General features: G+C 72.6%; 11 protein-coding genes and 1 pseudogene. 5 read left to right on the top strand and 7 right to left on the bottom strand.

What is annotated here, in order from left to right; genetic code table 11:
- Window positions 1–6 precede the first annotated feature (6 nt).
- The 4 genes from ETD85_RS36175 to ETD85_RS36160 all read left to right on the top strand — a co-directional run bounded on the left by ETD85_RS36175 (window position 7) and on the right by ETD85_RS36160 (window position 5,039).
- Window positions 7–873: a DMT family transporter gene (locus tag ETD85_RS36175; protein WP_138694320.1), complete on the top strand. Its 867-nt coding sequence runs from the start codon at window positions 7–9 to the stop codon at window positions 871–873.
- Window positions 874–1,014: 141 nt separating this feature from the next.
- Entirely contained in the window at window positions 1,015–3,198 is a 2,184-nt protein-coding gene (gene secA2, locus ETD85_RS36170) for an accessory Sec system translocase SecA2 (RefSeq protein WP_138694319.1), read from the top strand.
- Window positions 3,199–3,257: 59 nt separating this feature from the next.
- The gene (locus ETD85_RS36165; protein ID WP_170247020.1) at window positions 3,258–3,632 is read left to right on the top strand and encodes a VOC family protein; all 375 of its coding nucleotides are present in this window, start codon (window positions 3,258–3,260) and stop codon (window positions 3,630–3,632) included.
- 288 nt (window positions 3,633–3,920) lie between these two features.
- Window positions 3,921–5,039, top strand: coding sequence for a DMT family protein (locus ETD85_RS36160; protein WP_240779652.1), 1,119 nt, complete (start codon window positions 3,921–3,923; stop codon window positions 5,037–5,039).
- A gap of 268 nt (window positions 5,040–5,307) precedes the next feature.
- Here ETD85_RS36160 and ETD85_RS36155 read toward each other — a convergent pair whose 3' ends face one another.
- Window positions 5,308–6,480, bottom strand: coding sequence for an FAD-dependent monooxygenase (locus tag ETD85_RS36155; protein ID WP_138694318.1), 1,173 nt, complete (start codon window positions 6,478–6,480; stop codon window positions 5,308–5,310).
- Between the two features lie 89 nt (window positions 6,481–6,569).
- Between ETD85_RS36155 and ETD85_RS36150 the strand changes: the two genes are divergently transcribed.
- Entirely contained in the window at window positions 6,570–7,133 is a 564-nt protein-coding gene (locus ETD85_RS36150; protein WP_138694317.1) for a TetR/AcrR family transcriptional regulator, read from the top strand.
- 120 nt (window positions 7,134–7,253) lie between these two features.
- Here ETD85_RS36150 and ETD85_RS67920 read toward each other — a convergent pair.
- From ETD85_RS67920 to ETD85_RS63515, 6 genes and pseudogenes are all read right to left on the bottom strand, one after another.
- A pseudogene (locus ETD85_RS67920) lies at window positions 7,254–7,550 on the bottom strand (ATP-binding cassette domain-containing protein); the annotation flags it as partial.
- A 92-nt stretch (window positions 7,551–7,642) separates the two neighbouring features.
- On the bottom strand, window positions 7,643–8,410 hold the full coding sequence (locus ETD85_RS36140; protein ID WP_138694316.1) for an ABC transporter ATP-binding protein: 768 nt from the start codon (window positions 8,408–8,410) through the stop codon (window positions 7,643–7,645).
- Window positions 8,407–10,029, bottom strand: a complete 1,623-nt coding sequence (locus ETD85_RS36135) for a branched-chain amino acid ABC transporter permease (protein ID WP_206059042.1) — start codon at window positions 10,027–10,029, stop codon at window positions 8,407–8,409. The genes ETD85_RS36140 and ETD85_RS36135 overlap by 4 nt, the downstream gene beginning before the upstream one ends.
- Window positions 10,030–10,046: 17 nt before the next feature.
- On the bottom strand, window positions 10,047–10,634 hold the full coding sequence (locus tag ETD85_RS36130; protein WP_240779651.1) for a branched-chain amino acid ABC transporter permease: 588 nt from the start codon (window positions 10,632–10,634) through the stop codon (window positions 10,047–10,049).
- A gap of 623 nt (window positions 10,635–11,257) precedes the next feature.
- Window positions 11,258–11,878: a VOC family protein gene (locus tag ETD85_RS36125; protein ID WP_138694314.1), complete on the bottom strand. Its 621-nt coding sequence runs from the start codon at window positions 11,876–11,878 to the stop codon at window positions 11,258–11,260.
- A gap of 50 nt (window positions 11,879–11,928) precedes the next feature.
- Window positions 11,929–13,314: WD40 repeat domain-containing protein (locus ETD85_RS63515; protein ID WP_420847273.1), on the bottom strand; the 1,386-nt coding region annotated here is incomplete at its 5' end.

The raw sequence follows: 13,314 nt of genomic DNA, 5'->3' as shown, positions 1-13,314 counted from the left end.
CCTGTCATGACCCTTGTCTCCGCCCGGCGGGGCGCCGTCTACGTGTCCGTGGCCGCGACCGCCTGGGGCACCGGCGGCGCCGCCGGCTCGCTGCTCATCGAGGCCGGCCATCTCGGCCCGGCCGGCGTCTCGTTCTGGCGTTACCTCCTCGGCGCCGTCTTCCTCCTCGCCCTCGCCCGGCGCCCGCTCCGCTTCGAGCTCAACTTCCGCGTCCTGCTCGCCGGCGCCGGCATGGCGCTGTACCAGGCCGCGTACTTCGCCGCCATCGCCCGATCCGGCGTGGCCGTCGCGACGGTGGTGACGATGGGGGCCACCCCCGTGTTCACCGCCCTGGGCAGCCGCTTCCTGCTGCGCGAGCGGCTCGGCGGGGTCGCGCTCACCGCGCTGGCCGCCGCCCTGGCCGGGCTGGTGCTGCTCACGGGCGAGACCGCGCTCCAGGCCCGTACGTCCTCGATCGCCGGCATCGGCTTCGCCCTGGCCTCGGCCGCCGGGTACGCCGGGGTCACGCTGTTCTCCCGGCACCACCGGGACGACCCGCAGGGCATGGCGATCGGCGGGTTCGTCGTCGGCACGGTGTGCCTGGCGCCGTTCGCGCTGGTCGACGGGGTGGTGCCGGCCCTGGACCTGACCTCCGCGGGCCTGCTGCTCTATCTGGGCGCGGTGCCGACCGCGCTCGCCTACGCCCTGTTCTTCCGCGCGCTGACGGTCCTGCGGGCCACCACGGTCTCGATCATCTCCCTCGGGGAGGCCGTCGGCGCGTCCCTGCTCGGCGTGGCGTGCTTCGGCGAGCGGCTGACACCGCTCGCCTGGTCCGGGTGCGCGCTGCTGCTCGCCGCGGTCGCGGTACTCGCCGCACGGACGGGAGAATCATGATGTGACGGTGCGGCCCGCCGGATGAGTTAAGGTCCGGTACGGCGACGCTTGCCGTATCGTCGCTCCGCTCCCTCGTAAGGTCTTGGAGGGAACGGCGCCGGCGAAGCGTGCGTTGGAGGAACTGTGGCCTCAATAACGGGAATGTTCAGAAACCTCCTGGATCGGCCAGGAGGCGTACCTCTGACGCCCTACCAAAAGATCGTCAAAACGGCCAACGGCAGGGCCGAGCGGATCGGCGGGCTCGACGAGCTGCCGACGCCGAAGATGGACGATCTCGCCGAGTTCTGTGCCATCGCGCGTGAGGCCGCCGACCGGACCCTGGGGCTGCGCCCGTACGACGTGCAGCTCCTGGGGACCCTCGCACTCCTCGACGGGAAGGTCGCGGAGATGGCGACCGGCGAGGGCAAGACGCTGTCCGGCGCCATGGCCGCGGCGGGCTACGCGCTGCAGGGCAAACGCGTCCACGTCATCTCCGTCAACGACTACCTGGCCAGGCGCGACGCCGAGTGGATGGAGCCGTTCTACACGGCGCTCGGCGTCAGCGTGGGCTGGATCGGCCAGAACTCCACGCCGGAGGAGCGGCGAGTGGCGTACGAGCGGGACGTCACCTACGGCCCGGTCAGCGAGATCGGCTTCGACGTGCTGCGCGACCGGCTGCGTACCGACGCGAGCGAGATCATCGTGCCCGCGCCCGAGGTCGCCCTGATCGACGAGGCCGACTCCGTGCTCGTGGACGAGGCCCGCGTGCCGCTGGTCATGGCCGGGGCCGCCGACCCCGGCAACGCCGTGCCGGAGATGGCGGCGCTGGTCCGGCAGCTCGTACGCGGCTACCACTACGAGATCGACGAGCAGGCCCGCAACGTCTACCTCACCCCGAAGGGCGCCGACAGCGTCGAGAACCTGCTCGGCGTCGAGCTCTACGACGAGCACGAGCCCGGCACGCTCATCGAGCTCAACCTGGCCCTGCACGCCCACGCGCTGCTGGCCCGCGACGTCGACTACATCGTGCGCGACGGCAAGGTGCAGCTCATCAACCCCTCGCGCGGCCGGGTGGCGCTGCTCCAGCGCTGGCCCAACGGCCTCCAGGCGGCCGTGGAGGCCAAGGAGGCGCTGCCGCCCAGCGAGAAGGGCGAGATCCTCGACTCGATCACCGTCCAGGGTCTGATCCGCCGCTATCCCCGCATCTCCGGCATGACCGGCACCGCCGTGGCGGTCAGCGAGCAGCTCGGCGAGTTCTACGGGCTCAAGGTCGCCGTGATCCCGCCCAACCGGCCCTGCGTCAGGAAAGACGAGCAGGACCGCATCTACCCGACAGGGCCCGACAAGGACGCCGCCCTGGTCGAGGAGATCCAGGAGGCCCACGCGAGCGGCCGGCCGATCCTCATCGGCACCCTCGACGTCGCCGAGTCGGAGAACCTCGCCAAGCTCCTCCAGCGCCGCGGCCTGGAGCCGGTCGTGCTCAACGCCAAGAACGACGCGGAAGAGGCCGCGATCATCGCCAAGGCCGGCGAGCGCGACGCCATCACGGTCTCCACCCAGATGGCCGGGCGCGGCACCGACATCCGCCTCGGCGAGGGCGTCGCCGAGCTCGGGGGCCTCTACGTGATCGGCTCCGGCCGCCACGCCAGCAGCCGGCTCGACGACCAGCTCCGCGGGCGGGCCGGCCGCCAGGGTGACCCGGGCGCCTCGGTCTTCTTCGTCAGCATGCAGGACGACCTGATCACCCAGTTCGTCCCCGACGAGCGCCCGCCCGCCGCCGACCCCGACGGGCTCGTCCGCCACCGGCGCGGGGCCTACCTCGTCGGCCACGCCCAGCGCGTCGCCGAGGGCGTCAACCTGGAGATCCACCGCAACACGTGGCGCTACACCCGCCTGCTGGAGCACCAGCGCGAGCTCATCCTGGAGTGGCGCGACAAGGTCCTGCACGGGGACGCCGCCGCCAAGGCCCTGTCCGCGGCCGACCCCGAGCGCTGGGCGGACCTGCCGGAGGACACCAGGGACGAGAGCGCCCGCCAGATCGTCCTGCATGCCATAGACCGCTGCTGGACCGAGCACCTGGCGTTCCTGACGGACCTGCGCGAGGGCATCCACCTGCGCGCGCTGGGGCGGATGAGCCCGATCGACGAGTTCCACCGGGAGGCGGTGGCCGAGTACAAGTCGCTGCTGGCCGAGGTGGAGCGGCGGTCGCTGGAGTCGTTCGAAGCGCCGGAGCCCGACCTGCAGCGGCCGGCGGCGACGTGGACGTACCTGGTGCAGGACAACCCGTTCGGGACGGAGTGGGACCGCATTCTCAAGCGGGTGACGGCGGCGACGCGAAGGGGCTGAGCGGCGTTCGTCCCAGGAACCTGACAAGAGATGACAGGTATGCCTGGGACGCTGAATGCATGACAACGAAAGCAAGGCTCCTGGCCGTGACCCTCGACTGCGCGGAGCCCAAGAAGCTGGCCGAGTTCTACCACGCGATCACCGGATGGGAGATCCAGTACGCGGAGGACGAGTACGCGGCGGTGGGCATGGGGGATTCGAGCATCTACTTCGGCCGCGTGCCCGAGCGCAAGCCGGTCGAGTGGCCGAGCCCGGACAAGCAGTTCCACTTCGACTTCAGGGTGCCGGACGTGGAGAAGGCGGCCGAGGAGTACGTGGCGCTGGGTGCCACCCGGCCCGAGTTCCAGCCGGGGATCACGGAGGAGGGCACGCGCTGGGTCGTCCTCCAGGACCCGGAGGGGCACCTGCTCTGCCTCTGCCCCGAAACCTCCTGACGCAGGGGCCGGCTCGGCACGGGGCGGTGGCCGGGCCGGCACGACGACGCACGGGGGCTCTGCGCGCGGGGGCTCGCCGGACGAGTGGCGCGGCGGACGGGTGACGTGGCGGATGGGCCTTGCAGCGGCGTCCGGCCACAAACCCGACTCAAGTATGAGCCACATGTCCGTGCTGGTCGGAAGCGTTTGTTTGGCAATCATCGGCCTAAAGTATGATTCGAGTGCTTCGCTTCCCTCATAAGCTGGAGCAATGCTCTTGGAAGGATCCATGCCCCTGCGTGGGCGCCCATGACCTGGGTCGGCCTGATCATCGCCCTGGCGGGAGCGCTTGGATACGCGTTCGGTGCGGCCCTGCAGCAGTACGAAGCCGTGGCCGAGGGTGCCTCGTTCAAGCTGGTGAGACGCCCTCGCTGGTGGATCGGCGGCATCATCGGCTTCACCGGTGCCTGCCTGCACGCCGTCGCGCTGAGCTTCGCCCCGCTGGTCGCCGTTCAGCCGATCAGCGTCGCCACGCTGGTGTTCGCCGTGCCGCTCGCCGCGTTCATGTACGGGCGCAAGCCGTACAAGGCGGAGATCCTCGGCTCGATCGCGGTCGCCGTGGGCCTGCTCTGGCTCATGCTGCTGGTGCCGCAGCACAACGTGGTGCCCAGGCTGAGCAACGGCGCGGCGCTCGGCTTCGTGGCCGTGATCGGCGTGCTCGTGCTGGTCAGCCAGTTGTTCGCGCGCCGGGCTCATGGTCCGGGCAAGGCGCTGATGCTGTCCGTGGGCGCGGGGGTGGTCACGGCCAGCGTGTCCACGTTCGTCCGCGTGGTGGGCGGCGGCATGCAGGGGGACTGGGGCCGGCTGGTGCACTGGTTCACGCTCGCCGTGCCCGTGCTGCTGGTCTGTGCGGTGGTGCTGCTGCAGCGCTCGTACGCGGTGGGTTACTTCGGCGTCGCGTACGCCGGCGTACAGGTCATCGACCCCATCACCTCGGTCCTCGCCGGCGCGATCCTGCTCGGGGAGCCCCTGCCGACCAGCCCCTCCACTGCGATCCCCGCCCTGCTGGCGAGCGCGCTGACCATCGGCGGCACGATCACGCTCGGCCGCCTGGCCCCCGACCACTCCCGCCCCGCCACGACAGACACCACCATCCCAGCCAACGGCACCACCCCGGCGATCACCACCACCCCAGCAAACGGCACCACCCCGACGAACGGCGCCACCCCGATGAAGGACGCCATTCCAGCGACCGGTGCCACCCGGGCGAACGGCACCATTCGGGCGAACGGCACCGCCATCGCGAGCGACGCCCCGACCACCCCAGCCGACGCCTCCGGCCTCCCGACGGGAACTGTCCGGGTCCCGGGGGAGACCACCACGACCCCCGCGACCCGCACGGTGACGGCAACGTCCGAAGCGGGCTGACCCAAAGACGAGACGCAGGCCGGTCGGCAGACGAGACACAGGCCGGTCGAGCGCCGGACTCCCAAGCACCGGACTGCCGGACGCCGAGCCGCGGCCGATCCGGGGACGCGGGTGTATGACGGTCGGTCGTCGACACGACAGCCAGTCAGGTGCGGGTGCCGGACTGCCGGACGCCGAGACACCAACTGGTTGAGTGCGGGACGGTCGGTGGCTCGAAACGGCAGCCGGTCGGGTGCCGGATCGGTACGCCGGTGAGACGACTTGCAGGTCAGGTGTGGGCAGCGGAGGGGCCCCGGCCCTCGCTCCCGCTTCCGGTCTCCACCGGAGGCCGCCAGCGCAGCAAGTCGTCCACCGACCGCAACATCACGTCCGGAGTGAGCCGGGCCGCCGCCGACATCCCCAGATCGCGCAGCCACACCGCAGCCGGGTTGCGGAGCTTGGTCATCCTGCACACCGACATCGACCGCCGCACGATCTTCGACGTCCGTCGCAGGCGGGCGGCGGTGTAGGCGGCGAGGTCGCCGCCGGCGAAATGCGCGAGCACGATCGCGTCCTCGATCGCCTGGCAGGCCCCCTGCCCGAGGTTCGGCGTCATCGCGTGCGCCGCGTCGCCGACGAGCGCCACCTTCCCCCCGTGGAAGGCCGGCAGGGGAGTGCGCAAGTGGTAGACGTCGTTGCGGATGATCCTGGCGGGATCGGCCCCGCGCAGCAGCGCGGGAATCGGCTCATGCCAGCCGCCGAACCTCCTGACGAGTTCCTCCCGCTCGTCCGCGTGCACGGCCCCGGCCGGAGAGACGTCGGTGGCGTACACGTACACGATGTCCCCCGCCACCAGATGGACCCCGAACACCAGCCCCCGGCCCCAGCTCTCCGAGCTCCGGATGGTCAGGTCACCCCTGGGCACGAGCGCGCGCCAGGCCGTGACCCCCGCGTACGCCGGGCCGGGATGCTCCGGGAAGAGCGTCCGCCGGGTCTCCGAGTGGATGCCGTCGGCGGCCACGATCAGATCGGCTTCAAGGTCGCCGTCGGTGGTGTGCACGACGCCCCGGCCGGCGTCCACCCCGGACACGGTGGTGTTCAGCCGCAGATGTCCGCTCCCCAGCGCGTCCAGGAGCACGTCCATCGCCGTCGCCCGCAGGGTGACGACCATCGAGTCCCCGTAACGCGCCTCCGCGTCGTCCCCGGTGGTGCGGACGAGCCAGCGCCCCCGCTCGTCGCGGATGCCCACCTGCCCCTGCAACCTCGCGAGCCGGCGGATCGGGTCGCCGAGGTCGAGTGTGTCGAGTGCTCTCAGCGCGTTGGAGGCGATGGCCAGCCCCGACCCCACCGGGTCGATCTTGGGTGCCCGTTCCAGCACGGTTACGTCCCACCCCTTGCGGACCAGTGCCACTCCGGCAGTGAGCCCGCCGATACCCCCGCCGATCACCACAGCCTTGGACATCTCCGGCTCCCTGCTCCTCGAACTACGCCTGTAGTGACAGAGTACTACGCCTGTAGTGCGGCCTGACTACCGCTGTAGTATTCGGGTCCGTGAAGCGCTCAGAGACCGTCGCGGACGCGGCCATCACCCTGCTGGCCGAGCGGGGCATGCGCGGCCTCACCCACCGGGCCGTCGATGACGCGGCCGGCCTGCCGCCAGGGTCCACGTCCAACCTGGCCCGTACGCGCGCCGCCCTGCTGGAGCTGACCCTGTCGCGGCTCACGGAGCTGGAGCTGCAGGCGCTGGCCCCCGCCTACCAGGGAGAGTCGTCCGACTCGACGGATCTGACCGACTTGCCCGGGCGGATGGCCGAGGCGATATACATCCAGCTCACAGACCGCAGGCGGACGCTGGCCCGCTACGAGCTGGCCCTGGAGGCGACCCGGCGGCCGGAGCTCCGCAAGATCTACGACGAGGCCGGCCGCCGCTTCCGCGATCCCGCTGTCGCGCTGCTGGCGGCGCTGGGCTCCCGGGATCCGGTGCGGCACGCGCGCCAGCTGGTGGCGTTCGGGGAGGGGGTCATGTTCGACGCCATCGCCGGCGCGGGCACCACACCGACGCTGGACGAGCTCAACGAGGCGTTGCGGGATCTGCTGGCAGGCATGCTCCGCTGACGCCGAGGCGACCCGGACGCGTCCCGATGGGGCGGGCGGCGGGTCAGTCCTCGCCGAGGTACGCGCCCGCGCCATCGCCAGCATCTGCTGCTCCCCGCCCGACAGCGTCCCGGCCGCCTGCGACCGGCGCTCACCGAGCCGCGGGAACAGCTCGTAGAACCGCTCCACGTCCCGCCCCACCGACCGGTCCCTGCGCAGGTACGCGCCCAGCCGCAGGTTCTCCTCGATCGTCAGCCGGGGGAACACCCGCCGCCCCTCCGGCGAGTGCGCGAGCCCGAGCGCGACGATCTGGTGCGCGGGCATCCCGGACACCTCCCGCCCGCCGAACCAAACCGACCCGGACAGCGGCTTCAGCAGCCCGCTGAGCGCGTGCAAGGTGGTGGTCTTGCCCGCGCCGTTGGTGCCGATCAACGTCACCACCTGGCCCTCCTCCACGGAGAAGGACACGCCCTTGATCGCCTCGACCTTCCCGTAGGCCACCCGCAGGTCCTCGACCTCCAGCAGCGCCATCATGCCCCCTTCTCCACCGGCGCCCCCAGGTACGCCTCGATCACCCGCTCGTCGGCCTGCATCTCGGCACGCGTACCCTCCAGGAGCTTGCGCCCCTGCACCAGCACGGCGATCCGGTCGCACAGGCCGAACACGAACCGCATGTCGTGCTCGATGACCACCACGGCGATCCCCCTGCCGCGGATCCTCAGCACCAGCTCCCTGGCGGCCTGCGTCTCGCGCGGGTTCATCCCGGCGGTGGGCTCGTCGAGCAGCAGCAGCCCGGGCTCGGTCGCGAGCGCCCTGGCGATCTCCAGCCGCCGCTGGTCCCCGTAGGGCAGGTTCCTGGCCAGGGTGCCGGCCGCGGCCTCGATCCCGACGAACTCCAGCAGCTCCCGCGACACCCGCGCGGCCTCCCGCTCGGTGCGCCGGTAGCCGGGCCCGCGGACGAGCGCCGACAGCAACCCCTGCCTGGTACGGCAGTGCCGCCCGATCATGACGTTCTCCAGCACGGTCATGGTGGGGAAGAGGCGGATGTTCTGGAACGTCGTGGCGATCCCCGCCCGCGTCACCCGGGTCGGCCTGGGCGGCAGCACGGCCCCGCGGAAGCGCACCTCGCCCTCGGTGGGCCGGTACAGCCCGGTCAGGCAGTTGAAGAACGTCGTCTTGCCGGCCCCGTTCGGCCCGATCAGCCCGACGATCTCGCCGGCGTCCACGGTCAGGTCCACCTGGTCGACGGCGAGCAGCCCGCCGAACCGCATGGTCACGCCACTGGCTTGCAGGATCATGAGTGCAGCTCCATCTGCCGCCGCCGGTTCGGGATCAGGCCCTCGGGCCTGAACCGCATGATGAGGATCAACGTCAGCCCGAACAGCAACAGCTGGTACTCCTGGAAGAACTGGAACTTGGCCGGCACCAGATACAGCAGCGCCGCCCCGAGCACGGGCCCCGAGACGGTGCCCATGCCGCCCAGCACGACCGCCGCCAGCAGGAACGCCGAGTTCGGCGGCGCCGTGCCGGTGAAGAGGTAGGACTCGGGCACGACGGTCGTCGTCACGTGCGCCTGCACCGCCCCCGCGGCTCCGGCCAGCGCCGCGCCGAGCGCGAAGGCGAGCAGCTTGTACGAGAAGCCGTCGATGCCCATGGCGGTGGCCGCCTTCTCGTCCTCGCGCAACGCGATCCAGGCCCGCCCGATGCGGGACTCGTTCACCCGGGTGAACACGAAGACGACCAGTGCCACGACGGCCAGGAGCAGCAGGTAGTAGTTGGCGAAGCGGCCCAGCTCGACGCCGAGCACCCGATGCGTCGCCCCGAAGTCGAACCCGAGCACTTCGAGGTCGGGGATCTGGGAGATCCCGTTCGGGCCGCGGGTGAGCGCGGGCCCCGACGTGCCGTCCAGGTTGTTGACCGTGATGCGGAAGATCTCGCCGAACCCGAGCGTCACGATCGCGAGATAGTCGCCGTGCAGCCGCAGGGTCGGCGCGCCGATGACCACCCCGGCCAGCGCCGAGAACGCCATCGCCAGCAGCACCGCCGCCCAGAACGGCAGCCGGGCCCCGGAGAACTGGGCGTAGACCGACCCGGACACCAGCGCCGCGGTGTAGGCGCCGACGCCGAGGAAGGCGACGTACCCGAGGTCGAGCAGCCCGACGAGGCCGACCACGATGTTCAGGCCGAGCGCCACGGCGGCGAAGATGAGCACGTTGACGGCGATGGAGGTGTACTGGCCGCTGGTCTGCGCCAGGGGGAAGGCCATGGCCGCCACCAGCGCGCCGGCGGCGGTGGCTGTGCGGTTGCGGGTGCCGAGCGCGGTGAGCCCGGCGAGCGCGCCCGACAGGTTCAGCGCGCGTACGGCGAGGGCGGCGGCGAGGAGATAGGCGACGAACTCCTCGGTGTGGGCGGTGGCGATGCCGAAGTTGAGCACGAGCATCGCGCCGAGGCAGATCGCCGTGATGAGCGTCCTTTCGAGCACCACCTGACGCCGCCCCCGCGACTCGGATGGCTCGACCGGAAGCGGCGCTCGGGTGTCGTCCGGGACGAGGCAGGCGGCCGTGGCCATCAGCGCCGTCCCGGCCCCCGCCGCCCAGCCGCCCGGCTCCAGGTGGACCAGGCCGCCCAGCTCGACGGCGATGGCCGCGAGCGTGAACCAGGTGGCCCCCGCCGCCGCGAGCGAGCTCCACCGCAGCCCCCGTACCGCGCCGCGCGGCGCCAGCCACCCCAGGTACGGCAGCCCGGCCGCGGCCAGGGCGTAGAGGGCGGCGAGGACGGCGGCCCCGAGGCAGATGTACTGGAGCACGGCGGGCGACCCGTAGACGGTGAGGTCGCCGGGGAAGGCGGGCGTCCAGGTCCAGGCCGTGAAGGGGGCCGCCAGGCTGACGGCGAGCCCGATCAGGACGGAGACTCTCACAGGTGCGGTCATCGTCATCACGCCCGATCCGCGACCCGCTCGCCGAACAGCCCCTGAGGCCGCACGAGCAACACGATGATCAGGATGGCGAAGGCCCACACGTCCTTCCACGCGCCCCCGCCGAACTGCGCGATCGCGTCGATGTGCAGCCCGTAGGCCAGCGCCGCCAGCGCCGCCAGCGCGGCCCCGATGCCGAACGCGCAGGCGACCATCCGATCGGTGTCGATGCCCATCAGCCGCGCCGCCCGGGGATCCTGCGCGGTCGCCTGCATGGCCCGCCCGGTCCGCGTACGGCGGACGAAGTGGGCCAGCCCCGCCATGCTCACCACCGCGAGGACGACCATCAGCAGATCGGCCTGGCGCAGCACGACGCCCAGCACGGTGACGGGCGGGCCGGGCAGCTCGGGGAAGGCGACCGGGGCCTTGACGCCCAGCGTGGCGGCCCCCTTGACCGGATAGAACGCGAAGACGAGCTGCTGCTGCAGGAAGATGGACAGGCCGATGGCCGTGATGACCGGGGCCAGCCGCGCGGCGTCGCGCAGCGGCCGGTAGCGCCCACGTCCACGGTCTGCTCGCCGGCCCAGAGCCGCTGGTAGACGCCCCACTCGCGCAGGTGGGCGAGGTAGGACTCCGGGCAGTTGCGGCCCAGGATGGACTGCCTGCGCAGCTCGTCCACGTCGTCGTCCGACTCCGAGTAGGCCAGCACCCGGTTCGCGGTGTCCTCGATGGTGACCGCGCCCCCGGTCAGCGTGGCGACCGTCTGGGCCAGCGAGAACAGGTCCTGGTGCGTGTCGCCGTCGGAGCGCGCGCCGTCGATCACGGCGCGGGCGAGCGTCTCGACCTGGTCCCAGCGGGCCTCGGACGCCACCCCGAGCACGGCGATCCCGGCCCGCCGCATCTCCTCGACGGGGGCTCCCTTCACCGCGACGGCCGCCGCGCCGCACCGCGCCGCCGCCTCGATCACCGGTACGGCCGCGGCGCCCCGCGCTCCCGCCACCAGCACGAGGTCACCGGGTCCCACCTCGTCGCCCGGCTCGGCGATGACGACCTCGCGCAGCTCGACGTCCAGCCCGTCCGGGGCCGCGATCAGCCCGGTCACCGGGCCGCCGAGCGCCGTGAGGACCGTACGCAGCGGCACGCCTGTCTTTATGGGCTTTCCCAGGTCTTCGTCGGCATCCTGGCCGAACCGGTGCGAAAAACCGATTCGCATACAACGCGGTACACGCAATCAGGCCAGAGTCACAGGACCGTATCGTCCCGACAACACGGCGGTCAGCCCGGCCCGCGGCGCCTCCACCAGGTCGAGCCGGGCTCCGACGGCGTCCAGATCCTGGCGTACGGCGGCCGCGTCGGGATGCCCGCCCCGCAGCGACACCAGCTCCACCGACGGCAGCCCCGCCTCGGTGGGATGTCGCGTCGTGCCCCAGTCGATGAGGAACGGCACCAGCCCGTCGCCCCCGGCCCGCTGCGGCGGGGTCAGCCGCCAGCTCAGGAGGTCACCGGCGGGGGTGCGCCGCGACATGTCCTGCGGCTCGCCGGGGTCGTAGCCCAGCGCCCGCGCCCGCGCCGTCACGCGGTCGATGTCCTCGACGGCGATGGCCCAGCCCACCAGCGCCGCTTCCGTCAGCTCGTCGATCCTGAAGGGCCGCGGCCCGGCCGGCGCCTCCTGCTCCGGATCCGGTCCGACGATCTCCAGATAGCTTTTGCCGCCCAGCCCGAGCAGCTGGTTGCGGGTCCCGAAGCCCGGGTGCCGCCCGCCCGCCGCGGCCCGCACGCCGAGCAGCCGCTCGACGTCCGCCACGGTCGCCTCCAGGTCGGGCGTCGCGAATACGAGATGATCCAGGGTCATGCGGGCATTGTGCCGTGCCTGCTCAGCACACCTCGCGATGCCGTGCCTGCTCAGCACACCTCGCGATAGGGCAGCTCGGGCAGATGCCTGGCCCACTCCTGCTCGCCCAGCCCGCCGTAGCGGGCGCAGATGTGCCGGGCGTGGTCCGCGGGCGCCGGCTCGCCCGGCAGGTCGCCCGGCAGGTCGCCCAATAGGTCGATGGTCAGCACGGTGCCGCGTCCGGTCAGCACCCGCAGCCACCGCCCGTCCGCGGTGAAGGCGGCCCTGGCGGGCCGGTCCACGCCGGTCGCCGCCACCCGCCGCTCGACCAGCGGCATGCCGTCGTCCAGCCGCCACACCCGCACCCGATCGCTGTCCGTGCTGGCCAGCAGCCGCCCGTCGGCGTTGAAGCGCAGGCTGCCGGGCGAGGGCCGCAGCCGGGTGTAGCGCGTGGGCACCCCGTCCAGCCCGTAGATCTGGATGCCGGTCTCCTCGGCGATCGCGACCCGCTCGCCGTCCGGCGCGAACGTCGTGTACTCCCACGGCATCCGGTCCAGCCACGGCGCGGGTGCGGCCCGCCGCCCGCGCCTGATCTCGGACTGCTCGCCCGCGAACACCAGCGCCACCCGATCGCCGGGCCCCGCCACCGCGTACTCGCCCACGTACGCCGCCCGCCGGGCCCGCAGGTCCCACGCCCACCGCTCGCCCGACTGCGTGGCCGCCGCGAACAGCAGCCCGCCGCCCGGGCTGAACCACGCGGACTGCTCCCCGGGCGCGCCGAGCCCCCTGCCGAAAGGCGGCCCCACGGCGGGCGAGCGGACGTCCCACAGGTAGGACCGGTCGACCCCGACGAGCGCCAGCGTCCGGCCGTCCGGCGCCCAGGCCATCGCCCGCACGCTCTGGGCCGGCCCCTTGGTCCAGGCGACCTCGCGGCCCGACCCGAGGTCGTACACCCGCAGCGTCCCCTCGTCCAGCGCCGCGAGCCGGGCGCCGTCGTCGCTGATGGCATGCATCGACCGCGGCCCCGCCCACGGATCGGTGAACACCGCCACCGCCGGGTCCGCCGCCGTCAGCGCCCGGCGCGTCTCGGGGACGGGGGCCAGCCGCCAGGCGGTGAGGCTCAGCTTGCGCGCCGTCACCGGGTCGGTCACCCGCAGCTCCTCGGCCCGCGACACGGCGACCCTGGCCATCGCCTGTTCGAGCCGCCCGTCGGCGTCGCCCCGCTGCCGGACCATCTGCCAGGACACGAGCAGCAGCACCACCACCAGTGCCCCCGCCATGACCGCCCACCGGCGCCGCGCCCGCCTGCGGACCCGCGCGATGCCCGCGTCCAGGAAGGTCTGCTCGCCCGCGCTCAGCGTCACCCGACGCCGCCCGCCGGCCGCCCACGCCAGCGCCCTGTCCAGCGGCTCGCCCCGGAACAGCGCCGCCTCCCGCCGCCCCGTCACCTTCTCGAG

The sequence above is a fragment of the Nonomuraea zeae genome, assembly GCF_005889725.1.
Lineage (GTDB): Bacteria > Actinomycetota > Actinomycetes > Streptosporangiales > Streptosporangiaceae > Nonomuraea > Nonomuraea zeae.
Note: the sequence above shows the minus strand (reverse complement) of the source record. Positions and strands in the feature narration are given on the sequence as shown.